Annotated in this window: 23 protein-coding genes; 17 read left to right on the top strand and 6 right to left on the bottom strand. The window is 60.6% G+C overall.

All coding sequences use genetic code 11. The annotated features are described in order from the left end of the window. Nucleotides 1-2 precede the first annotated feature (2 nt). The 4 genes from rpmA to ACK6BI_RS04905 all read left to right on the top strand — a co-directional run bounded on the left by rpmA (nucleotide 3) and on the right by ACK6BI_RS04905 (nucleotide 3,409). Nucleotides 3-260, top strand: a complete 258-nt coding sequence (rpmA, locus tag ACK6BI_RS04920; RefSeq protein ID WP_053134655.1) for a 50S ribosomal protein L27 — start codon at nucleotides 3-5, stop codon at nucleotides 258-260. A gap of 193 nt (nucleotides 261-453) precedes the next feature. Next, nucleotides 454-1,677, top strand: a complete 1,224-nt coding sequence (cgtA, locus tag ACK6BI_RS04915) for an Obg family GTPase CgtA (RefSeq protein WP_065257506.1) — start codon at nucleotides 454-456, stop codon at nucleotides 1,675-1,677. 137 nt (nucleotides 1,678-1,814) lie between these two features. Then, nucleotides 1,815-2,933, top strand: a complete 1,119-nt coding sequence (gene proB / locus ACK6BI_RS04910; protein WP_409316341.1) for a glutamate 5-kinase — start codon at nucleotides 1,815-1,817, stop codon at nucleotides 2,931-2,933. A gap of 11 nt (nucleotides 2,934-2,944) precedes the next feature. Beyond that, a complete protein-coding gene (locus ACK6BI_RS04905) occupies nucleotides 2,945-3,409 on the top strand; it encodes a CreA family protein (protein ID WP_409316200.1) in 465 nt (154 codons plus the stop codon). 109 nt (nucleotides 3,410-3,518) lie between these two features. Here the strand turns inward: ACK6BI_RS04905 and rpsT are convergent, their stop codons facing one another. Continuing rightward, nucleotides 3,519-3,791 (bottom strand): 30S ribosomal protein S20, encoded by a 273-nt coding sequence (gene rpsT / locus ACK6BI_RS04900; RefSeq protein WP_011336008.1) that lies wholly within the window; start codon nucleotides 3,789-3,791, stop codon nucleotides 3,519-3,521. 252 nt (nucleotides 3,792-4,043) lie between these two features. On the opposite strand from rpsT, the gene murJ reads away from it, so the two are divergent. The 6 genes from murJ (at nucleotide 4,044) to ispH (ending at nucleotide 11,463) form a co-directional block, all read left to right on the top strand. Then, entirely contained in the window at nucleotides 4,044-5,582 is a 1,539-nt protein-coding gene (gene murJ / locus ACK6BI_RS04895) for a murein biosynthesis integral membrane protein MurJ (protein WP_409316199.1), read from the top strand. 129 nt (nucleotides 5,583-5,711) lie between these two features. Beyond that, nucleotides 5,712-6,650: a bifunctional riboflavin kinase/FAD synthetase gene (gene ribF, locus ACK6BI_RS04890; RefSeq protein ID WP_409316198.1), complete on the top strand. Its 939-nt coding sequence runs from the start codon at nucleotides 5,712-5,714 to the stop codon at nucleotides 6,648-6,650. 13 nt (nucleotides 6,651-6,663) lie between these two features. Continuing rightward, the gene (gene ileS, locus ACK6BI_RS04885) at nucleotides 6,664-9,495 is read left to right on the top strand and encodes an isoleucine--tRNA ligase (RefSeq protein WP_409316197.1); all 2,832 of its coding nucleotides are present in this window, start codon (nucleotides 6,664-6,666) and stop codon (nucleotides 9,493-9,495) included. Beyond that, entirely contained in the window at nucleotides 9,488-10,000 is a 513-nt protein-coding gene (lspA, locus tag ACK6BI_RS04880; protein WP_409316196.1) for a signal peptidase II, read from the top strand. The genes ileS and lspA overlap by 8 nt, the downstream gene beginning before the upstream one ends. 7 nt (nucleotides 10,001-10,007) lie before the next feature. Next, entirely contained in the window at nucleotides 10,008-10,445 is a 438-nt protein-coding gene (gene fkpB / locus ACK6BI_RS04875; RefSeq protein ID WP_409316340.1) for an FKBP-type peptidyl-prolyl cis-trans isomerase, read from the top strand. A gap of 73 nt (nucleotides 10,446-10,518) precedes the next feature. Continuing rightward, complete coding sequence (ispH, locus tag ACK6BI_RS04870) at nucleotides 10,519-11,463, top strand: 4-hydroxy-3-methylbut-2-enyl diphosphate reductase (RefSeq protein ID WP_065257498.1); 945 nt, start codon at nucleotides 10,519-10,521, stop codon at nucleotides 11,461-11,463. Here ispH and ACK6BI_RS04865 read toward each other — a convergent pair. After that, a complete protein-coding gene (locus ACK6BI_RS04865) occupies nucleotides 11,435-11,989 on the bottom strand; it encodes a GspH/FimT family pseudopilin (protein WP_409316195.1) in 555 nt (184 codons plus the stop codon). The genes ispH and ACK6BI_RS04865 overlap by 29 nt on opposite strands. Nucleotides 11,990-12,119: 130 nt before the next feature. Here ACK6BI_RS04865 and ACK6BI_RS04860 point away from each other — a divergent pair, with 130 nt between their 5' ends. From ACK6BI_RS04860 to thiO, 7 genes are read left to right on the top strand one after another with little or no spacing between them, the layout of a single operon-like run. Then, on the top strand, nucleotides 12,120-12,593 hold the full coding sequence (locus tag ACK6BI_RS04860; protein WP_065257496.1) for a GspH/FimT family pseudopilin: 474 nt from the start codon (nucleotides 12,120-12,122) through the stop codon (nucleotides 12,591-12,593). Further along, nucleotides 12,590-13,039, top strand: a complete 450-nt coding sequence (pilV, locus tag ACK6BI_RS04855) for a type IV pilus modification protein PilV (protein ID WP_409316194.1) — start codon at nucleotides 12,590-12,592, stop codon at nucleotides 13,037-13,039. Before ACK6BI_RS04860 ends, pilV begins: the two co-directional genes overlap by 4 nt. Further along, the gene (locus ACK6BI_RS04850) at nucleotides 13,036-13,749 is read left to right on the top strand and encodes a PilW family protein (RefSeq protein ID WP_409316193.1); all 714 of its coding nucleotides are present in this window, start codon (nucleotides 13,036-13,038) and stop codon (nucleotides 13,747-13,749) included. Before pilV ends, ACK6BI_RS04850 begins: the two co-directional genes overlap by 4 nt. Nucleotides 13,750-13,759: 10 nt before the next feature. Beyond that, nucleotides 13,760-14,239 (top strand): PilX N-terminal domain-containing pilus assembly protein, encoded by a 480-nt coding sequence (locus ACK6BI_RS04845; RefSeq protein ID WP_260521058.1) that lies wholly within the window; start codon nucleotides 13,760-13,762, stop codon nucleotides 14,237-14,239. Beyond that, entirely contained in the window at nucleotides 14,226-17,318 is a 3,093-nt protein-coding gene (locus ACK6BI_RS04840) for a pilus assembly protein (protein WP_409316192.1), read from the top strand. The genes ACK6BI_RS04845 and ACK6BI_RS04840 overlap by 14 nt, the downstream gene beginning before the upstream one ends. Nucleotides 17,319-17,332: 14 nt before the next feature. Beyond that, the gene (locus ACK6BI_RS04835; protein ID WP_409316191.1) at nucleotides 17,333-17,734 is read left to right on the top strand and encodes a type IV pilin protein; all 402 of its coding nucleotides are present in this window, start codon (nucleotides 17,333-17,335) and stop codon (nucleotides 17,732-17,734) included. A gap of 57 nt (nucleotides 17,735-17,791) precedes the next feature. After that, nucleotides 17,792-18,892 (top strand): glycine oxidase ThiO, encoded by a 1,101-nt coding sequence (thiO, locus tag ACK6BI_RS04830; protein WP_409316190.1) that lies wholly within the window; start codon nucleotides 17,792-17,794, stop codon nucleotides 18,890-18,892. On the opposite strand, the gene ACK6BI_RS04825 is transcribed toward thiO, so the two are convergent. From ACK6BI_RS04825 to ACK6BI_RS04810, 4 genes are all read right to left on the bottom strand, one after another. Then, complete coding sequence (locus ACK6BI_RS04825) at nucleotides 18,889-20,235, bottom strand: sigma-54-dependent transcriptional regulator (protein WP_409316189.1); 1,347 nt, start codon at nucleotides 20,233-20,235, stop codon at nucleotides 18,889-18,891. The genes thiO and ACK6BI_RS04825 overlap by 4 nt on opposite strands. Then, nucleotides 20,232-21,821, bottom strand: a complete 1,590-nt coding sequence (locus ACK6BI_RS04820; RefSeq protein WP_409316188.1) for a sensor histidine kinase — start codon at nucleotides 21,819-21,821, stop codon at nucleotides 20,232-20,234. Before ACK6BI_RS04820 ends, ACK6BI_RS04825 begins: the two co-directional genes overlap by 4 nt. Beyond that, nucleotides 21,811-22,044, bottom strand: coding sequence for a PP0621 family protein (locus ACK6BI_RS04815; RefSeq protein ID WP_409316187.1), 234 nt, complete (start codon nucleotides 22,042-22,044; stop codon nucleotides 21,811-21,813). Before ACK6BI_RS04815 ends, ACK6BI_RS04820 begins: the two co-directional genes overlap by 11 nt. Before the next feature lie 127 nt (nucleotides 22,045-22,171). After that, complete coding sequence (locus ACK6BI_RS04810; protein WP_065257486.1) at nucleotides 22,172-23,188, bottom strand: outer membrane protein assembly factor BamD; 1,017 nt, start codon at nucleotides 23,186-23,188, stop codon at nucleotides 22,172-22,174. Nucleotides 23,189-23,339: the final 151 nt, after the last annotated feature.

The raw sequence follows: 23,339 nt of genomic DNA, 5'->3' as shown, positions 1-23,339 counted from the left end.
TCATGGCACACAAAAAAGCTGGTGGTAGTACCCGTAACGGTCGCGACTCAGAAGCCAAACGCCTTGGCGTGAAGATGTATGGCGGCCAGGCCATCAAGGCCGGCAACATCATCGTGCGTCAGCGCGGCACCCAGTTCCACGCTGGCTACGGCGTTGGCATGGGTAAGGATCACACCCTCTTCGCGAAAATCGAAGGCGTGATCAAGTTTGAAGTGAAAGGCGCCTTCGGTCGTCGTTACGTGAGCGTTGTCGCAGCCTAACTGCGAGAGTGCTGGAGAAGCCCTGTCTTGCGACGGGGCTTTTTCGTTTGTGGGGTGAGTCTCTTGCAAAGCTGTTTGTATGGGCTGCCGGCGTGCGATGCAGGTCGTGGTTTGGGGTCGCTGCGCTCATTTTTGCAAGAGTCTTATGTCTTGATTGTTTTTCGGCTCGTCCGTACGGCGAGAGGCGTTGGTTATGAAGTTTGTTGATGAAGTATCGATCCGCGTAAAGGCTGGCGACGGCGGCAATGGCTGCATGAGTTTCCGTCGGGAAAAGTTCATTGAAAACGGTGGCCCGAACGGTGGTGACGGTGGTGACGGCGGTTCCATTTTCATGATGGCCGACGAAAACCTGAACACCCTGGTGGACTACCGTTATACCCGTCACTTCGAGGCCGAGCGCGGTTCCAATGGCGGCAGCACCGACTGCACCGGCAAGAAGGGCGAAGACCTGATCCTGCGCGTGCCGGTCGGTACCACGATCATCGACTCGGCTACCCAGGAAGTCATCGGCGACCTGACCAAGTCCGGTCAGAAACTGATGGTGGTGCAGGGCGGCTGGCACGGTCTGGGCAACACTCGTTTCAAATCCAGTACCAACCGCGCGCCACGTCAGACGACGCCTGGCAAGCCGGGTGAGCAGCGTGATCTGAAGCTGGAAATGAAGGTGTTGGCTGATGTCGGTCTGCTGGGGCTGCCGAACGCCGGCAAAAGTACCTTTATCCGTTCCGTTTCGGCTGCCAAGCCGAAAGTTGCCGATTACCCGTTCACTACGCTGGTGCCAAACCTGGGTGTGGTCAGCGTCGATCGCTGGAAGAGTTTCGTCATCGCCGACATTCCGGGCCTGATCGAAGGCGCTTCCGACGGTGCCGGTCTGGGCATCCGTTTCCTCAAGCACTTGGCTCGTACCCGTCTGTTGCTGCATCTCGTGGACATGGCGCCGCTGGACGAAAGCAGTGCGCCGGACGCAGCTGAAGTGATCGTCAACGAGCTGATCAAGTTCAGTCCATCCCTGGCCGAGCGTGATCGCTGGCTGGTGCTGAACAAGTGCGACCAGATCCTCGAGGAGGAGCACGAAGAGCGCGTCAAGGAAATTGTCGAGCGTCTGCAGTGGGAAGGTCCGGTCTACGTGATCTCGGCCATTGCCAAAGAAGGTACCGAGCGCCTGACGCGCGACATCATGCGTTATCTGGAAGATCGCGCTGATCGTCTGGCCAGTGATCCGGCCTACAAGGAAGAGTTGGCCGATCTTGATCAGCGTATCGAAGATGAGGCTCGTGCACAGCTGCAGGCGCTGGACGACAAGCGTGCCCTGCGCCGCAGTGGCGTGAAGTCGGTCCATGACATCGGTGACGATGATTGGGATGAAGAAGACGTGGATGACGAAGATGGTCCGGAAATCATTTACGTGCGTGACTGATTCGTTGAAGTAAACTTAAGCGCCGCTCAATCGAGCGGCGTTTTGGTATCTGAAAATCGATTGTTGGTCACGAGTAACCACGAATAACGTCACGGGCAGTGCTGGGTCGCGCTGCCCTCAAGCTAAGGTTGAAGATGATGCGGAGCAAAGTGACAGGTGCGCAGCGTTGGGTCGTGAAGATCGGCAGCGCTTTGCTGACAGCGGATGGCAAGGGCCTGGATCGCAAGGCGATGGGTGTCTGGGTCGAGCAGATGGTGGCCTTGCATGAGGCTGGCGTCGAGTTGGTGCTTGTGTCCTCCGGGGCGGTGGCAGCCGGCATGAGCCGTTTGGGCTGGACCGCACGACCCAGTGCGATGCACGAGCTCCAGGCTGCTGCGGCAATCGGTCAGATGGGGTTGGTGCAGGCCTGGGAATCAAGCTTCGCCGAGCATGGCCGGCACACGGCGCAGATTCTCCTGACCCATGATGACCTGTCCGACCGCAAGCGCTACCTGAACGCCCGCAGCACCTTGCGTGCGCTGGTCGAGCTGAAAGTCATTCCGGTGATCAACGAAAACGACACGGTGGTCACCGATGAAATCCGTTTCGGCGACAACGACACGCTCGCGGCGCTGGTGGCCAACCTGGTCGAAGCTGATCTGCTGGTCATCCTGACTGATCGTGATGGCATGTTCGACGCCGATCCGCGCAGCAATCCCGATGCTCGGCTGATTTATGAAGCGCGTGCCGATGATCCGACCCTGGATGCGGTGGCGGGCGGTACCGGTGGTGCACTGGGGCGCGGCGGCATGCAGACCAAGCTGCGTGCGGCGCGTCTGGCGGCGCGTTCCGGGGCGCACACCATTATTGTCGGTGGCCGCCTGGAGCGGGTGCTCGATCGTCTGAAGGCGGGCGAGCGCATTGGTACGCTGTTGTCGCCGGAGCGCGGCATGCTGGCGGCGCGCAAACAGTGGCTGGCTGGCCATCTGCAGACCCGAGGCACGTTGGTGCTGGATGATGGCGCCGTTTCTGCGTTGTCCGAAGGTCACAAGAGTCTGCTGCCGGTCGGCGTCAAGCTGGTTCAGGGCAGTTTCCGTCGCGGTGAGATGGTGGTTTGCGTGGCGTCGGACGGTCGTGAGATCGCTCGCGGATTGGCCAACTACAGCGCGCTGGAAGCACAAAAAATCATCGGTCAATCGTCGGATGCGATTGTCGGTTTGCTGGGTTACATGGCTGAGCCGGAGCTGGTTCACCGTGACAATCTGATTCTGGTCTGAGGAAAAGCGCGATGCGCATGGCAAAAGGATTGTTGGGCTTGCTGATGGCGTTGCCATTGCTGGCTTCGGCCGAAGAAATCGGCCAGGTGTCGACGGTGTTCAAGTTTGTCGGGCCGAACGACCGGATCGTGGTCGAGGCGTTCGACGATCCGAAGGTCGAGGGTGTGACCTGCTACCTGTCGCGCGCCAAGACCGGTGGCGTGAAGGGTGGCTTGGGGTTGGCCGAGGACCGTGCCGAGGCGTCCATCGCTTGTCGTCAGGTCGGGCCCATCAACTTCAAGGGTGAGTTGAAGGATGGCGAAGAGGTGTTCAAGGAGCGCACTTCGCTGGTATTCAAGACCATGCAGGTTGTGCGTTTTCTCGACAAGAAGCGTAATACGCTGGTGTATCTGGTCTACAGTGATCGCCTGATCGAAGGCAGTCCGCAGAATGCGGTGACAGCGATTCCGATTCTGCCGTGGACGCCGGTCCATTAATCGGTATTGGAAGGGGAGTCGCTTGACTCCTCTTTTTTTTGCTGCTGCTTCACCGGATTGCGGGCAATAAAAAACCGACCCTTGGGTCGGTTTTTTATGATTACGTCGCTTAGGCAGCTGCTTTCAGTGCCTTGACGTGACCATTCAGGCGGCTCTTGTGGCGAGCAGCCTTGTTCTTGTGGATGATGCCTTTATCGGCCATGCGGTCGATAACTGGCACAGCCAGAACGTATGCAGCTTGAGCTTTTTCAGCGTCTTTTGCGTCGATGGCTTTAACTACATTCTTGATGTAGGTACGAACCATGGAACGCAGGCTGGCGTTGTGGCTGCGACGCTTCTCAGCCTGTTTTGCACGTTTTTTGGCGGAAGGTGAGTTGGCCACCGTCGAGCTCCTCGAAAGACTTTTTAGGAAATAGCAAACAAAATAGGCCGCGAATCATGCCGATGAGTTGAAGTCTTGTCAAGGGCGCTTGAAACGTTCCGCTAAGTGGTAGGCGTGGTGCGACGGGATATTTCTTTCCGGCGTGTGACCTGTAAACTCGCGAGCTTTGGCTCTGTGCTGTTGCGGCGCGGAGTATCGCACAAGTAGGCGCATTGTTCGCCTGCTGTTTATCGACAGGCACAAGTTCCTTCAATGAATCTGCTCAAATCGTTGGCCGCCGTCAGCTCTATCACGATGCTTTCCCGGGTTCTCGGGTTTGTCCGCGACACGCTCATCGCGCGTACGTTTGGCGCCGGAATGGCGACCGACGCCTTTTTTATCGCCTTCAAACTGCCGAACCTGCTGCGCAGAATCTTTGCCGAGGGGGCGTTTTCCCAGGCATTCGTGCCGATTCTGGCCGAGTACAAAAGTCAGAAGGGCGAGGAGGCGACCCGCACCTTCATCGCCTATGTCTCGGGGCTTTTGACTCTGGTGCTGGCGCTGGTGACGGCGCTGGGCATGATCGCAGCGCCCTGGGTGATTTGGGCCACTGCACCGGGTTTCACCGATACGCCGGAAAAGTTCCGGCTGACCTCCGATCTGTTGCGGGTGACCTTTCCTTATATATTGCTGATCTCTCTGTCGTCTCTGGCGGGTGCGATTCTCAATACCTGGAACCGGTTCTCGGTGCCGGCATTTGTACCGACCCTGCTCAACGTCAGCATGATCGTGTTTTCGCTGTTCCTGACGCCGTACTTCGATCCGCCGGTCATGGCTCTCGGCTGGGCGGTGCTGGTCGGTGGTCTGGCGCAGTTGCTCTATCAGCTGCCGCACCTGAAAAAGATCGGCATGCTGGTGCTGCCAAGGCTTAACCTGCGCGATACCGGTGTCTGGCGAGTCATGAAGCAAATGCTGCCGGCGATCATCGGTGTCTCGGTCAGTCAGATCTCTCTGATCATCAACACCATTTTCGCTTCGTTCCTGGTGGCAGGCTCGGTGTCGTGGATGTATTACGCCGATCGCCTGATGGAGTTGCCGTCCGGCGTGCTGGGCGTGGCACTGGGCACGATTCTGCTGCCGACCCTGGCCAAGACCTACGCCAGCAAGGATCGTCACGAATACTCGCGCATTCTCGACTGGGGTCTGCGCCTGTGCTTTGTGTTGGTACTCCCGTGTGCGCTGGCGCTGGGTATTCTGGCCGAACCCCTGACCGTTTCGCTGTTTCAGTACGGTCAGTTCAGCGGGTTTGATGCGGCCATGACCCAGCGGGCGTTGATTGCCTATTCTGTCGGACTGCTCGGGATTATCGTGATCAAGGTGCTGGCACCGGGTTTTTATGCGCAACAGAACATCCGGACGCCGGTAAAAATCGCCATTTTCACTCTGATCGTCACGCAGTTGTTCAACCTGGCCTTGATCGGGCCGCTGGCCCATGCCGGTCTGGCCTTGGCAATCAGTGCCGGTGCCTGCCTGAACGCCGGGTTGCTGTTCTATCAACTGCGCAAGCAGCGGATGTATCAGCCACAACCAGGCTGGCTGATGTTCGGATTGAAGTTGTTGTGTGCGGTGGCGGTGATGTCGGCGGTGCTGTTGCTCGGCATGCATTTCATGCCGGCGTGGGATCAAGGCCACATGCTGGAGCGCTTCCTGCGCCTGGGCGTGCTGGTGGTTGCCGGCGTCGTTGCGTACTTCGGCATGTTGCTGGCGCTTGGTTTCCGTTTGCGCGACTTCAATCGCAAGGCGTTGAACTGAGATTTCACCCTTGATTGGCGGGCGCGGGCCGGCAGTTTTGTCGGCTCGATCACTTTGGGTTACGGTGTTGCCTGTCGTCGGCCGTCGTGTGTGGTTATAATCGGCCACTTTATGAGCAAGAAGCGCGTTATGCAGCTGGTTCGAGGCCTTCACAACTTGCGCCCCCAGCATCGGGGCTGCGTCGCCACCATTGGCAACTTTGACGGTGTTCACCGTGGTCACCAGGCTATCCTGGGCCGGCTGCGTGAGCGTGCGCTCGAGTTGGGCGTACCCAGCTGCGTGGTGATTTTCGAGCCGCAGCCACGGGAGTTTTTCGCTCCGGAAACCGCGCCGGCGCGTCTGGCCCGACTGCGCGACAAGCTGCAGCTGCTGGCCGCCGAAGGTGTCGACCGAGTCCTGTGCCTGGCGTTCAACCAGCGCTTGAGCAAACTCAGCGCCAGTGAATTCGTCGATACGATTCTGGTGGATGGCCTGGGCGTGCAGCATCTGGAGGTCGGCGACGATTTCCGCTTCGGCTGCGACCGCCTCGGCGATTTCGATTTTCTGCTGCAGGCCGGGCAGGTTCACGGTTTTACCGTGGAGGCCGCGCAAACCGTCGAGCTGGACGGCATTCGCGTCAGCAGCACCCAGGTGCGCAACGCGTTGGCCGCCGCCGACTTTGCTCTGGCCGAGCGTCTGCTTGGCCGCCCGTACCGGATTGCCGGTCGCGTGCTGCATGGCCAGAAACTGGCCCGCCAGTTGGGTACGCCCACGGCGAACATTCAACTCAAGCGCCGTCGCGTGCCGTTTACCGGGGTTTATCTGGTAGACATAGAGATCGACGGCAAGACCTGGCCCGGCGTCGCCAACATCGGCGTACGGCCCACGGTTCAAGGTGATGGCAGGGCCCACCTTGAAGTACATCTTCTGGATTTTGCCGGCGATCTGTATGACCGGCGTCTGACGGTGGTTTTCCACCAGAAGCTGCGTGAAGAGCAGCGTTTCGCCTCCCTTGAGGCATTGAAAGCGGCGATCGCCGCGGATGTCGCCGCCGCCCGTGCACTAGCCGCACCTAGCGCCCATCGCTAATGAAGAGCCTTAAATGACCGACTATAAAGCCACGCTTAACCTTCCGGACACCGCCTTCCCAATGAAGGCCGGCCTGCCACAGCGCGAACCGCAGATCCTGCAGCGCTGGGACAGTATTGGCCTGTACGGAAAGTTGCGCGAGATTGGCAAGGATCGTCCGAAGTTCGTCCTGCACGACGGCCCTCCGTACGCCAACGGTACGATCCATATCGGTCACGCACTGAATAAAATTCTCAAGGACATGATCATCCGCTCGAAGACCCTGTCGGGCTTCGACGCGCCATATGTCCCGGGCTGGGATTGCCATGGCCTGCCGATCGAGCACAAGGTCGAGGTGACCCACGGCAAGAACCTGGGCGCGGAAAAGACCCGCGAGCTGTGCCGTGCCTACGCCACCGAGCAGATCGAAGGGCAGAAGACCGAATTCATCCGTCTCGGCGTGCTGGGCGACTTCGCCAACCCGTACAAGACCATGGACTTCAAGAACGAGGCCGGTGAAATCCGTGCCCTGGCCGAAATCGTCAAGGGCGGTTTTGTGTTCAAGGGCCTCAAGCCCGTGAACTGGTGCTTCGACTGCGGTTCGGCCCTGGCCGAAGCGGAAGTGGAGTACGAGAACAAAAAGTCCTCGACCATCGACGTGGCGTTCCCGGTCGCCGATGAAGCCAAGCTCGCTGCTGCGTTCGGTCTGCCGTCGCTGGGCAAGCCTGCCTCGATCGTGATCTGGACCACCACCCCGTGGACCATCCCGGCCAACCAGGCGCTGAACGTTCATCCGGAATTCACTTACGCGCTGGTCGATATCGGCGACAAGCTGCTGGTTCTGGCCGAAGAGCTGGTCGAATCCTGCCTGACCCGTTACGGCGTCGAAGGCACCGTGCTGGCTACCGCACCGGGTTCGGCGCTGGAACTGATCAATTTCCGTCATCCGTTCTATGACCGTCTGTCGCCGGTTTACCTGGCCGACTACGTGGAACTGGGCGCGGGCACCGGCGTGGTTCACTCCTCGCCGGCCTACGGCGTGGACGACTTCGTGACCTGCAAGAAATACGGCATGGTCAACGACGACATCCTCAACCCGGTTCAGAGCAACGGCGTTTACGTGCCGTCGCTGGAGTTTTTCGGCGGCCAGTTCATCTGGAAAGCCAACCCGGCCATTGTCGACAAACTGACCGAAGTCGGTGCGCTGATGCACACCACGGTCATCGAGCACAGCTACATGCACTGCTGGCGCCACAAGACCCCGCTGATCTACCGCGCCACCGCGCAATGGTTCATCGGCATGGACAAGGAGCCGGTATCCGGCGACACCCTGCGTCAGCGCTCGCTCAAGGCCATCGAGGAGACCTCGTTCGTGCCGGCCTGGGGCCAGGCGCGTCTGCACTCGATGATCGCCAACCGTCCGGACTGGTGCATCTCCCGTCAGCGCAACTGGGGCGTGCCGATCCCGTTCTTCCTGAACAAGGAAAGCGGCGAACTGCACCCACGCACCGTCGAGCTGATGGAAGAAGTGGCCAAGCGCGTCGAAAACGAAGGCATCGAGGCCTGGTTCAAGCTGGACGCTGCCGAGTTGCTGGGCGATGAAGCGTCGCAGTACGACAAGATCAATGACACCCTCGACGTCTGGTTCGACTCCGGCACCACGCACTGGCACGTGCTGCGCGGTTCGCACCCGATGGGCCACGAAACCGGCCCGCGTGCCGACCTGTACCTGGAAGGTTCCGACCAGCATCGTGGCTGGTTCCACTCTTCGTTGCTGACCGGTTGCGCCATCGACAACCACGCGCCGTACCGCGAGCTGCTGACCCACGGCTTCACTGTGGACGAGTCCGGCCGCAAGATGTCCAAGTCCCTGGGCAACGTGATTGCGCCACAGAAAGTCAACGACACCCTGGGTGCCGACATCATGCGTCTGTGGGTCGCTTCGACCGACTACTCCGGCGAAATGGCCGTGTCCGAGCAGATCCTGCAACGCAGTGCGGACGCCTACCGCCGCATCCGTAACACCGCACGCTTCCTGCTTTCCAACCTGACCGGTTTCGACCCGTCCAAGGACCTGCTGCCGGCCGAAGACATGCTGGCACTGGATCGCTGGGCCGTGGACCGTACCCTGCTGCTGCAACGCGAGCTGCAGGAGCACTACGGCGAATACCGTTTCTGGAACGTGTACTCGAAGATCCACAACTTCTGCGTGCAGGAGCTGGGTGGTTTCTACCTCGACATCATCAAGGACCGCCAGTACACCACCGGCGCCGACAGCAAGGCCCGTCGTTCGTGCCAGACCGCGCTGTTCCACATCTCTGAAGCGCTGGTGCGCTGGATCGCGCCGATCCTGGCCTTCACCGCTGACGAACTGTGGCAATACCTGCCGGGCGAGCGCAACGAATCGGTGATGCTCAACACCTGGTACGAAGGCCTGACCGAGTTGCCGGAAGGCTTCGAACTGGGTCGCGCCTACTGGGATCGCATCATGGAAGTGAAGGTGGCGGTCAACAAAGAGATGGAGATCCAGCGCGCGGCAAAAGCCGTTGGTGGCAACCTGCAGGCCGAAGTGACGCTGTACGCCGAAGACGCCCTGAGCGCCGACCTGGCCAGGCTGAGTAACGAACTGCGCTTTGTACTGATCACCTCGACTGCCAGCGTTGCGCCGTTCGTGCAGGCTCCGGCCGATGCCGTGGCCACCGAAGTCAGCGGCCTGAAGCTGAAGATCGTCAAATCGGCCTTCCCGAAATGCGCCCGTTGCTGGCACTGCCGCGAAGACGTCGGCGTAAACCCGGAACACCCGGAAATCTGCGGCCGTTGCGTGGACAACATCGATGGCGCCGGCGAGGTTCGTCACTATGCCTAATGCCGTTGGCCGTTTCGGACGGCTGAGCTGGCTCTGGTTGAGCGTGCTGGTACTGGTCATCGACCAGGCCAGCAAGTTCTACTTCGAAGGCAAGCTCGAGATGTACCAGCAGATCGTGATCATTCCCGATTACTTCAGCTGGACCCTGGCCTACAACACCGGCGCTGCATTCAGCTTCCTGGCTGACAGCTCCGGCTGGCAGCGCTGGCTGTTCGCCCTGATCGCGGTAGTCGTCAGCGCAGTGCTGGTGGTCTGGCTCAAGCGCCTGGGCCGCAACGAAACCTGGCTGGCCATAGCGCTGGCGCTGGTGTTGGGCGGCGCGCTGGGCAATCTGTATGACCGCATCGCGCTGGGCCATGTGATCGATTTCATTCTGGTGCACTGGCAGAACCGCTGGTACTTCCCGGCGTTCAACTTCGCCGACAGCGCCATTACGGTGGGTGCGGTGATGCTGGCACTGGACATGTTCAAATCCAAGAAATCCGGAGAAACCGTTCATGACTGAACAGGTATTGGCTGAGCAACGCATCGGCCAGAACACGGAAGTCACTTTGCACTTTGCATTGCGCCTGGAGAACGGCGATACGGTCGACAGCACTTTCGACAAGGCCCCGGCGACCTTCAAGGTCGGCGACGGCAACCTGCTGCCGGGTTTCGAAGCGGCGCTGTTCGGTTTCAAGGCCGGAGACAAGCGCACCCTGACCATTGAGCCGGAAAACGCGTTCGGCCAGCCGAACCCGCAAAACGTGCAGGTCATGCCGCGCTCGCAGTTCGCGGACATGGAGCTGTCGCCGGGTCTGCTGGTGATCTTCAACGATGCGGCCAATACTGAGCTGCCGGGTGTGGTGAAAGAATTCGACGACGCGCAAGTGACCGTTGACTTCAACCATCCGCTGGCCGGCAAGACGCTGACCTTTGACGTGGAAATCTTCTCCGTCAAAGCGCTGTAAACGCTGTTCTGCAGGGGCCGTGCCGGCCCCTGCATTGATCTGAATCCTTCGCGCGCAAGACACGAGGCACAGCATGCAAATCAAACTCGCCAACCCCCGTGGCTTCTGCGCCGGCGTGGACCGGGCGATCGAAATCGTCAACCGCGCCCTGGAAGTCTTCGGGCCGCCGATCTATGTGCGTCATGAAGTGGTGCACAACAAGTTCGTCGTCGAAGACCTGCGCAGTCGTGGCGCGATCTTCGTCGAGGAGCTGGATCAGGTGCCGGACGACGTCATCGTGATCTTCAGCGCCCATGGCGTCTCGCAAGCGGTACGCACCGAGGCAGCAGGCCGTGGCCTGAAAGTGTTCGACGCCACTTGTCCGCTGGTGACCAAGGTGCACATCGAAGTCGCGAAATACAGCCGCGACGGTCGCGAATGCATCCTGATCGGCCACGCCGGACATCCGGAAGTCGAAGGCACCATGGGCCAGTACGACGCCAGCAACGGCGGTGCCATCTATCTCGTCGAAGACGAGGAGGATGTTGCCGAATTGCAAGTGCGTAATCCGGAGAAACTCGCTTTCGTCACCCAGACCACGCTGTCGATGGATGACACCAGCCGGGTCATCGATGCCCTGCGCACGCGTTTCCCGGCCATCGGCGGGCCGCGAAAGGACGACATCTGCTATGCCACGCAAAACCGCCAGGATGCGGTCAAGCAACTGGCCGACGAATGCGACGTGGTGCTGGTGGTCGGCAGCCCGAACAGCTCCAACTCCAATCGCCTGCGTGAGCTGGCCGAGCGCATGGCCACGCCGGCCTACCTGATCGATGGCGCCGAAGATCTGCAAAAGAGCTGGTTCGATGGTGTCGAGCGTATCGGCATTACCGCGGGTGCTTCTGCGCCGGAAGTGCTGGTGCGCGGCGTGATCCAGCAACTGCAGGCCTGGGGTGCCACCGGTGCAGACGAACTGGCCGGGCGAGAAGAGAACATCACCTTCTCGATGCCTAAAGAGCTGCGCGTCCGCTCGATCTGAGCGCTTTATTCTTTCGGCACAGCGCCTGTTCAGCCTTTTCGCTGGCCAGGCGCACGCGACCGGTCGCCGCCAGCACCAGTTGAAGCTGGCTGACCGGCTCGCGGGTCGAACAGAAATGTATTTTTCCTGCCTGAAACGCCCGCCCGGGCATCAGCGGTTGCCCCAGGCTGCTGAACCGTATGTACCGACTGACGAACCAGTTGCCGACAATGGGTATTCGCCCATCGCTGGCGTGCTCGACCAGCAGCGGATTGCTGCTGTCTTCCGGCCCCTTGCCACTGACATCCAGAATGATCCGCCAGCCCCGGCTCCAATCCCCGTCGATGCCGTGAATCACTACGCTCTGATTGCGCGTGATCGCCTGGCTGCGGGCATTGCGGATCCCGCTGATCAGTGACTCGGCGGCCTGCTGTCGATCGTTCGACTCCTTCAGCGTGGCGAGCGCCGGACTGACCAGTGACAGAACAATCGCGCCGATCGCCAGTCCCATGAGCAGTTCGACCAGACCGAATCCCTGTTGCGGCATGAGCATTTCCTCCTTGAAGCGGGGTGTGCGACGCGATCCGTGCGCCGGGCAGGGCAAATCAACCGACGTAACCCGGTCGAATGTTCTAGGTTTACAGGGCAGGTATAGCCGACGGCAACGGAGGGCATCGATGGATCATCGTACAAAAGGTTTCACGCTGATCGAGTTGCTGGTGGCGGTCGCGTTGGTTGTGATCCTTATCACGATGGCCGTACCGGCGTTTACCCGATCGATACAGGGCAGCAAGGCCGATACCGAAGTCGGCGACCTGCAGCGGGCGCTCAACTATGCACGACTGGAGGCCATCGACCGCGGGACCACCATCCGTTTGCGCCCGACGGCCGGGGGCAGCGTCTGGACCGGCGAATTGTCGGTCTACGACAGTACTGGCACTTCGGCCAATGTATTGCGGGTTGTTCCAGCGATGAGCAGCGGCGCCACTCTGACGCTAACCTCAGGAGTGAACGCGCTGGATTTCAACAATCTGGGGGGGCTGGCGGCACCGTCCACGGCGGTGGTGTTCAGCTATACGCTGGGAACCCAAAGCAGGACGCTGAACGTGTGTCTGAACGGACGAATTCAATCGGGTGGAAGCTGCGGATGAGGGCAGGGAGCAGAGTTGCACAGGAAGGCATGTCGCTGATCGAAATCCTCGTGGCATTGCTGGTGCTGACGGTCGGCTTGCTGGGGGCGGCGGCGGTTCAGCTCAACGCGCTGAAATACACCGACAGCTCGCGGATGACCAGTCAGGCCAGTTTCATCGCCTACGACATGATGGACCGCATTCGTGCCAACTCCGGCGCCGATTACACCGTGACGCCGCCGACCTCGGGCAACCTTAACGTCACCCGGGATCAGGACCTCTACGACTTCACCACCAATATCGTCAATTTCGGCGGACCGACCGCCACCGGCAGCATCACCCTGAACCAGCGGGTGTACACCATCACCATCAACTGGAGTGACTCGCGGGCCGCCAACACCGCGAGCGCCCCGCGCAGTTTTGTCCTGACCAGCCGGGCCACGGTCGATCCGGTGGCGTCGCCATGAAGCGCCATAACCGGGGTTTCGGTCTGATCGAAATGCTCATCGCCCTGGCGCTGGGGCTGATCATCGTGCTGGGCGTCGTGCAGACATTTCTGACGGCGAAAAACACCTACGTCAGCCAGAACACCTCTGCGGCCATGCAGGAAGATGCCCGGTTCGTGCTGAGCAAGATGATCCAGGAAATTCGCATGGTCGGGATGTTCGGCTGCCTCGGGACCATCACTGATTCCAGCACCGGCGGTGATTTCAATGCCGCGCAAATCACGCCGATCAGTTGGGACAACACCAATCTCAAGTTGACGCTGGTCACCGCCGACGTCGGCAATGGCGGGGGAACACCGACTTGGACGGTGATTTCCGATTGCCGCAACAGCGCAACGGCCTACAGCAACCTGCAGACGCCGGCGGTCGGGCAAATCGCATTCCCGATCCGCCGTCTGATCTACAGCTTCAGCAACAACCAGATTCTGATGGGCACCGGCAGCGGTACGCCGACCCAGCAGGTATTGGTGAATAACGTCAGTGCATTTACGGTGATGTTCGGGCTCGCCGCTTCGGCGACGGATGTCTCTGCCTCGACCTACAGCAGCAACCCCGGCGATCCGGCACGGATCCGCAGCGTACGCCTGACCCTGACCCTTACCGACCCGAACAACCGGGTCGCCAACCAGACCTTCAACGTGGTTGCCGCTCTGCGCAACCGCTTGCAGTGAGGGCCGGCGGATGAATGTTTCTCTGCATCAACGAAGAACCCAGCGTGGCATGGTGCTGCTGGTCAGCCTGGTGTTTCTGCTGCTCCTGACGGTGATCGGACTGTCATCGATGCAGAGCGCCAACCTGCAGGAAAAGATGGCCGGCAGCGTAAGCCTGCGCAATCAATCGTTCCAGACCGCCGAGGCGGCGCTGCGAATCGGTGAAAGTGCGGTGCAACTGAGCAGCTATTCACTGGCGGTGTGTGCCAATGCCACCCAGTGCGCACCGCCGGCGGAGTCGTCGGTGGTCAGTGCGGCGGGGTTCAATTCGACGTCCGGGGTGACCTGGATCGCTGCCGGCAGCGGTTTCTACGGGGTACAGAACATCGGCACCACGCTCACTGCGGTGAATGTCCCGAGCAATACCTCGGCGACGTTGTACCGGGTTACGGCGGTCGGCATCGCCGGCAGTTCACGCAGTGTGGTGGAGAGTGTCTATGCGAAGTACTGAACGACGCTCTGGCGGGTGGTCGTGGTTCGCGGGATTGCTTGCGGGGTTATATCTGGCCGCACCGGCCTATGCGTTCACTCCGTCGGATTCGCCCTTGCTCAGCGCCGCTGCCGTGCCGCCGAATGTCATCCTGCTGATCGACGACTCGGGCAGCATGAACAGCATCATTTACGCTGCGGGCTTCGATCCCACGGTCACTCGCACACCGGCCCGACAATGCAACGCCGTGATTGGTTTGTGCCTGAGTTCCACAGCCATCACCGGCGACCCGATATTTCTGTCGAGCCTGCCGACCTCCGGCTGTTCCGGTGGCGCCTTCGCGTTCTACAACAACAGCCTGACGCCACTGTGCCTGAAGCTGCCGGATCCGGTGGGAGGCGGCAATACCCGATACAACGGGGATTACATTTCCTATGTGGTCGGCCTGGCCATCAGCAACGGCACCCGCGACTTCACCACGGGTGCGATCCCCAACGACTATCGGATCAACGTCGCGCGCAATGTTTCCACCGCCCTGGTGACCAGCAACCGTAACCTGCGTTTCGGCTTGTCGACCTTCAACCCGGCCACCAGCAACAACCCGGGTAACGGCGGCTACATCGCCCGATCCATCAGCGACCTGGCACCCGTCAGCGGCAGCGTGACCCAGGCTCAGGCCGACAGCAACTACAACGCACTGATCTCGGCGATCAGCGGCTTGAGCGCCGTGGCCAATACGCCATTGGCGGAGACCTATTACGAAATCACCCGCTACATGCGTGGCATGGCGCCGTACTACAACTCCACGCCCAGCACCTACACCAGTCCGATCCAGTACCGCTGCCAGAAAAACTACGGGGTAGTGATTACCGACGGCCTGCCGACCTACGACCGCACGTTCCCCACCAACGACCCGCTGGGCGGCAGCCGCCTGCCGAACTGGGACGGTATCAACAATGACGGCAACAACCTCAACGGTGACAACGAGGGTGACACGCTGTACCTGGACGACATCGCCAAGTTCGCCTTCGACATCGACATGCGTTCGTCCGGTACGGATGCGGCTGGCAAGAGCTGGAACGCGGTGGATTTCCCCAAGCAGAACATGAACACCTACACCGTCGGTTTCACCGCCGATAACGACATGCTGTCGGACGCGGCGGCTTATGGGCAGGGCAGGTATTACCAGGCTACCGACAGTGCCGGGCTCAATACCGCACTGTCGGCGGCCTTGAGCGACATCACTTCCAAGGCCGGTTCCGGCGGCAGTGGCGTGACCAGCGGTACGACGCTGGTGAGCGGCAGCAGCTATTTCCAGACCAGTTACGATCCCCGGGACTGGCGCGGCACCATCAAGTCCTTCGGTTTCACCTCGAGCGGGACGGTCAACACGTCGACGGTGCTATGGACGACCGACACCGCCATCGTCCCTGGCGCCACGGCACCGATCTATCAATCGTGGAATACCTTGAGCAACGCGGCGGTAACGCTGGCTTACGGCAACTTCTCTGCGGCTCAGCAGACAACGCTGGGCCAGAGTCTGCCCACCGGTATCAGTGGCAACGATCTGGTGGAGTGGAGCAAGGGCACCAACAAGACCGGGCTCAAGGTTCGCAGCGTATTGCTGGGCGACATCATCAATTCGCCGCTGGTGCTGGCTTCGCCCTCGGACAAGACCGCTTCCGATCTCTCGGGCGACACCACCTACACCAGCTACCTGACCACCAAGGCTGCGAACATGAACGCCAATCTGGTGGTGAACGGCAACGACGGGTTCGTCAGCGTGATCAACCCGGCCAACGGCACCCGGCGTTATGCCTACATGCCGTCGAGCGTCCTGCCGTCGCTGCGATTGATCGCCGATCCCAACTACATCAACGGCGTCAGCCACAAATTTCTGGTGGACGGGCAGGTCGGTGTCTATGACGCGCAGTTCGGCACAGCCTGGAAAACCCTCGCCATCGGCGGCACCGGGGCCGGCGGCAAGACGTTCTATGCGTTGCAATTGTTCGACGCCTCGGCGGGGAACATTCTCAATGCACTGTGGGAAGTCAGTGCTCCGGCCACTGCCAGCACCGCGAACGTTTTCAATGATCTGGGTTATGCCTATGCCCGTCCGGAAGTGGCACGCTTGGCCGATGGTCGCTGGGCGGCTTTCATCGCCAACGGCTACGGCAGCAATTCGGGGGTGGCAGCGTTGTATGTACTGGACGTGCGCGACGGTTCGTTGATCAAGAAAATCGTCATCGACAGTACCGAAACCACCAACGGACTGTCCTCGGTGAAGCTCAAGGTCAATTCGCAGAACGTGGTGCAGGCTGCATACGGCGGGGACCTGAAGGGCCGCCTGTGGAAGTTCGACCTGAGCGCGACCACCACCGACAGCTGGGGCGTGGCGTTTTCCGGAAAGCCGCTGTTCACCACGGCGGGCGGCACGACGCAACCGATCACGGCGCAGCCGTTGCTCGCGGACAATTCATTGGGGGGAAAACAGATTTTCTTCGGTACCGGCAAATTCAACGAAACCGCCGACAAGACCAACAAGGATCTGCAGGCGTTCTACTCGGTGTGGGATGCCGATGGCGGCTCGGGGCAACTGACGGTCAGCAGCTTGCAGGCGCAGGCCATCACCGGTGTGTTCTCGGGCAGTTCAGGGCAGTTCATTACCACGACCCAGAACGACACCACTTATCCTGCGGAGAAGGGCTGGTATCTGCCGCTGGTGTACAACAACGTATTGACCGGCGAACGGGTGATCAACCAGGCCAGCCTGGTGCTGGGGCGCATCGTATTCACCACGGCCAGTGTCGATACCACCGACCCGTGTTCCAGCTTCGGTACCGGCAAACTGGTCGAACTCGATGCATTCAGCGGTAAGATGCTCAACTATGCGGTCCTCGACACCAACGCCGACGGCGTGGTCGACACCAATGACACGATTTCCAGTGGTGTGGTGTTCAGTGGTGGCATTCCTACCTTGAACGCCATCGTCAACGGCGCATCACGCAAGATCGTGAACGATTCCAGTGGCGGGATCACCACCCTGGTGGAAAAATCCGGCGGTGGCAGCCGTCGTATCATGTGGCGACAAATACAGTAAGCGAGAGTTGAGGCATGCGCAGATCCATCCGCGGGTTCACCCTGATCGAAATCATGATCGTGATTGCGATCATCGGGATCATCATCACCATTGCCGCACCGAGCTATACCGAATACCTGAAGAAGGGTCGCCGCGCCGAAGTGGCCTCGCTGCTGAACGAGCAGGCGCAGACCCTCGAACGCTTCTACACCCGCAACAATGTTTATACCGGTGTCACCGGGCTCAGCACGGGCAATGATTTCTACACCATCACCCCGACCATCGCTGACCAGACCTACCTGCTGACCGCGACCCGCAAGGCCGGTACGACCATGGCCGGCGACAAGTGCGGGGACTTCACCCTCACCAATACCGGTGTGCGCGGCATGGTCAACGCGACTGCCGGGCTCGCTACCAAGGATTGCTGGGGCCGCTGAGCCGCTTTCATTCGGGTGCCTTTTGCGCCCGCTGTCTTTTTTACGGTTGGAACAAACATGACCAGGCAACAGCAAGTGGTGATCGTCGGTGGCGGGGTGATTGGCCTGCTGACCGCGTACAACCTCGCCTCCGAAGTGCGCAGCGTAGTGCTGCTGGATCGTTCGAACGTGGGCCAGGAATCCTCCTGGGCCGGCGGTGGTATCGTTTCCCCTCTTTATCCGTGGCGCTATAGCCCGGCGGTCACGGCGCTGGCGCACTGGTCACAGGATTTTTATCCACAGCTGGGCGAGCGGTTGTTTGCCGATACCGGCGTCGATCCTGAAGTTCATACCACCGGCCTGTACTGGCTGGATCTGGATGACGAAGCCGAAGCGCTGGCCTGGGCCGAGCGTGAAAAACGCCCGTTGCGGGCTGTGGATATCTCGGTGGCCCATGATGCGGTGCCGGTGCTGGGCGGTGGATTCTCCCGGGCGATCTACATGGCTGACGTGGCCAACGTGCGCAATCCGCGGTTGGTGAAGTCCTTGAAAGCGGCGTTGCAGGCGTTGCCGAACGTGACGATTCACGAACAGTGCGAGGTCAGCGGGTTTGTCCGGGAGGGCGAACGGGTTGTCGGTGTGGATACCTCGAAGGGCGTGATCAACGGCGATCAGGTGGTGCTGACGGCGGGAGCGTGGAGCGGTGAGCTGCTCAAGACGCTGAATCTTTCGCTGCCGGTGGAGCCGGTCAAGGGCCAGATGATTCTCTATAAGTGCGCGGCGGACTTCCTGCCGAGCATGGTGCTGGCCAAGGGGCGATATGCGATTCCGCGACGCGACGGACATATCCTGATCGGCAGTACGCTGGAACACGAAGGTTTCGACAAGACCCCGACCGGCCCTGCACTGGAAAGCCTCAAGGCCTCGGCGGTCGAGTTGCTGCCGGCGCTGGCGGATGCCGAAGTGGTGGGGCACTGGGCCGGGTTGCGTCCGGGCTCGCCGGAAGGCATTCCCTATATTGGACGGGTGCCCGGATTCGATGGTTTGTGGCTCAACTGTGGGCATTATCGCAACGGATTGGTGCTGGCACCGGCCTCCTGTCAGCTGTTTGCCGATGTGATGCTGGGGCGAGCGCCGATCATCGATCCGGCGCCTTATGCCCCGACCGGGCGTATTTAATCCAGGCCCAGTTTCTTGAGCCTGTAGCGCATCGAACGGAATGACAGATTCAACCGCTGGGCCGCTGCGGTACGGTTCCAGCGGGTTTCTTCCAGCGCCTGCAGAATCAGTTTGCGTTCGACGTTCTCAAGATAAGCTTCCAGGTTGTCGATCTGCGTGAGATCGGCCATACCGCCCTCGACTGCGCAATTGCCCTCGCTCAGACGCAGGTCGTCGGCCTCGATCACGCGGTTTTCGCACAGGGTGTGCGCGCGTTCGAGGACATTCTCGAGTTCTCGCACATTTCCCGGGAAACGGTAGTTCTTCAATGCCTCCAGCGCTTGTGGATGCAAGCGCGCCGCCGGTTGGCCGGTACCGTTCGCCAGGCGCTTGAGCATGTGGGCGGCCAAACCCTCGATATCGTCACGACGTTCGCGCAAGGAAGGCACACGCAATTCGATCACGTTCAGCCGGTAATACAGATCCTGGCGAAAGCGCTCGGCGGCGACTTCGGCGTCCAGGTCCTTGTGGGTGGCGCAGAGAATACGCACATCGACTACGGTTTCCTGCTGGCCGCCGATGCTGCGTACGGCTTTTTCCTGGATCGCCCGCAGCAGCTTGACCTGCATCGACAGCGGCAAATCCGCCACTTCATCGAGAAACAACGTACCGCCATGGGCGGCCTGGAACAGGCCCGGCTTGTCGTCCACCGCACCGGTGAAACTGCCTTTGCGGTGACCGAAAAACTCGCTTTCCATCAACTCCGAAGCAATCGCCCCGCAATTCACCGGCACGAATGGCCGGCTGGCACGTGGCCCCTGCTCATGAATCAGACGGGCGGCCAGTTCCTTGCCGCTGCCGGACTCCCCGCTGATGTAGACCGGCGCCTGACTGCGGGCCAGTTTGTCGATTTGATTGCGCAGATTGCGCATCGGCAACGAGTCGCCCAGCAGCCGGCGATCGATTGACGTGCAGACGTTGCCTGTCGACGGCATGCGCAGCGCAGTTGTGACCAGTTCGCGCAGGCGAGCGAGGTCCACCGGTTTGGTGAGGAAGTCGAAAGCGCCGGCCTTCAGCGCGTTGATCGCGGTTTCCAGGCTGCCGTAGGCGGTGATCATCGCCACCGGCAATTGCGGGTGGCGTTGCTGGATGTGCTGAACCAGCTCCAGCCCGGTGCCATCCGGCAGGCGCATGTCGGTCAGGCACAGATCGAATGTGTCGCGACGTAGCAGGGCCTGCGCTTCGCCGAGGTTGCGAGCGCTGAAAGTGTCGAGTTTCATCCGTCCCAGGGTTATTTCCAGGAGTTCGCGGATATCCGGTTCGTCGTCGACGATGAGGATTTTTTGCCGTGGGCTCGTGTTCAACTTTGTTTCCGTCCATGAGCAAAGGTGATGCGAAAGCAGCCGCCGCCTTGGCGTGGCTTGAAGTCTAGGCGGGCCTGGTTGCTTTCGCACAGCTCACGGGACAGATAAAGCCCAAGGCCGGTGCCCTGGTTGCTGGTGGTGAAGAAAGGTTCGAACAGATGCGACTGCTGATCCGGCGCCACGCCTGGGCCGTTATCCTGCACTTCGAGCACGGCCAGCTGGCTTTCGAGGTCGATGAACAGTGTCAGCCAGACTTCGGCCGGATCGTGCAGCAGAGCGCTGTGACGCCAGCCGTTGCGCAACAGATTGTCGAGAATTTGCGTCAACTGACCAGGATCCATCAGCGTGCGGAAGTCCCCGGTGTCGATCCGCAAATGAATCCGCTGACGTTCGCCGGCCTGTTCCCGGGCTTCGGCGACGAACTGCGTCAGCCAGGGCGCGAGGTCCAGCCGCTGAGGCGCGCTCTGCTGGCGGCGGGACAGTTGCAGGACGTTTTCAATGACTCGGTTCATGCGCTGGGAGTGATCCTGGATGATCTGCGTCAGACGCCGGTCTGCGCCGCCGAGTTCCTCGGATTCCTGCAGCAGCTGCGCTGCATGGCTGATGGCACCCAGCGGATTGCGGATCTCGTGAGCGATACCGGCGGTCAGACGCCCGAGTGCGGCGAGTTTCAGCTGCTGGGCCTGTTGAGAGATCTGCGCGAGATCCTCAAGAAACACCAGGGTCTGGCGGTTCGGGCTCTGTTCCAGTGCGATGAAGCTCGGTTGCAGCTCCAGGCCGTTGGCTGCGATTTTCAGGCTTTGCGGGCGCAGGGCGGGATTGTTCAGCCACAGATTCAGGCGCTCGACCAGCGCGGTCGAATACTCGTCGATCAACTGACCTTCCAAAGGCGACTGCGCCAGCAGCGTCCGGGCGCTGTGGTTGGCCAGTTGTATCCGGCGTTGCTCATCGAGTACCAGAATGCCGGTGCGCATGCGTTGCAGAATCAGGGCATTGAGGGCCTCGAGGCTGACCACTTCGCTGGCCCGTTGCTCGGCGAGCGTCTCGCTGACTTCGAGACGGCGGATCAGCCCCTGCACCATGAGCGAACCGGCAAAGCACAAAGCACCGAGGGTGCCGGCCTGCAGGTAGTCATTGGCGCTCAACGGATGGTCGAAACTCTGCAAAAAACTGAGACCGACGATACCGAGCGCGCCGATGGCCGCGATCAACAGGCCGATTCTTCGCCGCAGCAGGGTATTGCTGATGGCCACCGAGACGATCAACAGATTGCCGACCGGGCTCGCGACGCCGCCAGCGGCGTAGAACAGCCCGCACAGCAGCAGGATGTCGACCAGTGCCAGACCGAACAGCTGGGCGGGGCGGCGGATGTTTTCGAGAAACACCACCAGCAGGATGTTCAGCACCAGGTACAACCAGCTGCCATCGCGCAGCAACTCGCCATCGGCTGACGTCAGCAGGCGGTTGTCCATGTTGCTGGAGATCAGCAGCACAAGGGTGATGCCGACACTTAAACGGTAGAGGTGATAAAGGCGCAGCAGTCGCTGGGCCTGTTTGCGAGTGGCGCTGGTGGCCTCAGCGAGCACTGGAGTCGGGGCCTTGCTCGAGATGAGCCTGGCTGCAATACCACTGTTGTTGCAGGTTCAGTGCACGGTCGCGGGGCAGATGCACGCCGCAGTGGGCGCAACGCACCATCGGTGCGGCATCCTGTTCGCGGGAGGAGGGTGCAGGGGCGACGGGGGCCTTGAGTTTGCGCCAGAGCCAGACGGCGGCAGCGATCAGGGCGATCCAGAAGAGTAAACGAAGCATGGTAGGCGGCTTTTTGGCTGATGATCCGGCAGTTTAGCCAAGGACTCGACAGGCGCACAGCGTAATAAAAGGTGGCAATGAAAAAGGGAGATCCGAAGATCTCCCTTTTTCAACATCACTGAATTGATCAGTCGAACAGACCAAAGGTCATGTAGCTGAACCAGGAACGGTCAGTGTTGCTCGACTCGGTTTCCGGCGGCTCGATCACTTCGCCGTTTTCGTCTTTGGGCTTGAGCTCGTTCGGGATCGCGTCTTTCGCGTCCTGGAACTGCTTCTGCACGTCCTGGTTGGCGCGGGTTTCTCCCGGTGGCAGCGGTGGACGGGACTCGATCAGACCCAGAGTCGCCTTGCTCAGCCACGAACGGTTGTCGGCTTCGGCCACCGACGGTACGAACTGGCCGTCTTTCAGGCTCGGGTGGTTCGGGTAGTTGAGCTTCAGGGTTTCCAGACTGGTGGCTGCCAGCTCGTCCAGGTGCAGACGCTGGTAGGCTTCGGTCATCACCGCCAGGCCGTCGCCGACCGACGGGGTTTCCTGGAAGTTTTCCACAACATAGCGGCCACGGTTGGCCGCGGCGACGTAGGCCTGACGGGTCAGGTAGTAGTCGGCCACGTGGATTTCGTAGGCGGCCAGCAGGTTGCGCAGGTAGATCATGCGCTGCTTGGCGTCCGGCGCGTAGCGGCTGTTGGGGTAGCGGCTGGTCAGCTGGGCGAACTCGTTGTAGGAGTCGCGGGCAGCGCCCGGGTCACGCTTGGTCATGTCCAGCGGCAGGAAGCGCGCCAGCAGGCCGACGTCCTGGTCGAACGAGGTCAGACCCTTGAGGTAGTAGGCGTAGTCGACGTTTGGATGCTGTGGGTGCAAACGAATGAAGCGCTCGGCAGCGGATTTTGCAGCTTCCGGCTCCGAGTTCTTGTAGTTGGCATAAATCAGTTCGAGCTGTGCCTGATCCGCGTAGCGACCGAACGGATAGCGCGACTCAAGAGCCTTCAGCTTGGCGGTGGCGCTGGTATAACTGTTGTTGTCCAGGTCCTTTTGAGCCTGCTGGTACAGCTCGGTTTCGCTCAGGTTTTCGTCTACGACTTCCTTCGATGAGCAAGCGGCGGTCAATGCGAGGATGGCGATCAGCAGCAGGTGTTTCACTTGCATGGCGGCTTGCGTCCCTATGACGGCCGCTGTCTTGGGCGGGGCCGTCCTGTTATGATGAGCGCCCCGTTGAAAAGCCCCGGGGCAAAAGACGCCGTATTTAACCACAAGCGCGCAGCCGAAACCAAAGGCTGTAGCCGACGCCCAGTCCGAG

Source organism: Pseudomonas sp. KCJK9016, assembly GCF_046231795.1.
In the GTDB taxonomy this organism is placed as follows: domain Bacteria; phylum Pseudomonadota; class Gammaproteobacteria; order Pseudomonadales; family Pseudomonadaceae; genus Aquipseudomonas; species Aquipseudomonas bananamidigenes.
This window is presented reverse-complemented; position numbering and strand designations above follow the sequence as displayed.

Bases quoted from the DNA above. Each gene is read 5' to 3' on its own strand.
- ACK6BI_RS04860 (WP_065257496.1), top strand. From the start codon at position 12,120: ATGGATCATCGTACAAAAGGTTTCACGCTGATCGAGTTGCTGGTGGCG.
- proB (WP_409316341.1), top strand. From the start codon at position 1,815: ATGCGGAGCAAAGTGACAGGTGCGCAGCGTTGGGTCGTGAAGATCGGC.
- ileS (WP_409316197.1), top strand. From the start codon at position 6,664: ATGACCGACTATAAAGCCACGCTTAACCTTCCGGACACCGCCTTCCCA.
- ACK6BI_RS04865 (WP_409316195.1), bottom strand. From the start codon at position 11,989: ATGCCGCAACAGGGATTCGGTCTGGTCGAACTGCTCATGGGACTGGCG.
- ACK6BI_RS04840 (WP_409316192.1), top strand. From the start codon at position 14,226: ATGCGAAGTACTGAACGACGCTCTGGCGGGTGGTCGTGGTTCGCGGGA.
- ribF (WP_409316198.1), top strand. From the start codon at position 5,712: ATGCAGCTGGTTCGAGGCCTTCACAACTTGCGCCCCCAGCATCGGGGC.
- cgtA (WP_065257506.1), top strand. From the start codon at position 454: ATGAAGTTTGTTGATGAAGTATCGATCCGCGTAAAGGCTGGCGACGGC.
- ispH (WP_065257498.1), top strand. From the start codon at position 10,519: ATGCAAATCAAACTCGCCAACCCCCGTGGCTTCTGCGCCGGCGTGGAC.
- ACK6BI_RS04810 (WP_065257486.1), bottom strand. From the start codon at position 23,188: ATGCAAGTGAAACACCTGCTGCTGATCGCCATCCTCGCATTGACCGCC.
- ACK6BI_RS04850 (WP_409316193.1), top strand. From the start codon at position 13,036: ATGAAGCGCCATAACCGGGGTTTCGGTCTGATCGAAATGCTCATCGCC.
- lspA (WP_409316196.1), top strand. From the start codon at position 9,488: ATGCCTAATGCCGTTGGCCGTTTCGGACGGCTGAGCTGGCTCTGGTTG.
- ACK6BI_RS04905 (WP_409316200.1), top strand. From the start codon at position 2,945: ATGCGCATGGCAAAAGGATTGTTGGGCTTGCTGATGGCGTTGCCATTG.
- pilV (WP_409316194.1), top strand. From the start codon at position 12,590: ATGAGGGCAGGGAGCAGAGTTGCACAGGAAGGCATGTCGCTGATCGAA.
- ACK6BI_RS04845 (WP_260521058.1), top strand. From the start codon at position 13,760: ATGAATGTTTCTCTGCATCAACGAAGAACCCAGCGTGGCATGGTGCTG.
- rpmA (WP_053134655.1), top strand. From the start codon at position 3: ATGGCACACAAAAAAGCTGGTGGTAGTACCCGTAACGGTCGCGACTCA.
- murJ (WP_409316199.1), top strand. From the start codon at position 4,044: ATGAATCTGCTCAAATCGTTGGCCGCCGTCAGCTCTATCACGATGCTT.
- thiO (WP_409316190.1), top strand. From the start codon at position 17,792: ATGACCAGGCAACAGCAAGTGGTGATCGTCGGTGGCGGGGTGATTGGC.
- ACK6BI_RS04815 (WP_409316187.1), bottom strand. From the start codon at position 22,044: ATGCTTCGTTTACTCTTCTGGATCGCCCTGATCGCTGCCGCCGTCTGG.
- ACK6BI_RS04835 (WP_409316191.1), top strand. From the start codon at position 17,333: ATGCGCAGATCCATCCGCGGGTTCACCCTGATCGAAATCATGATCGTG.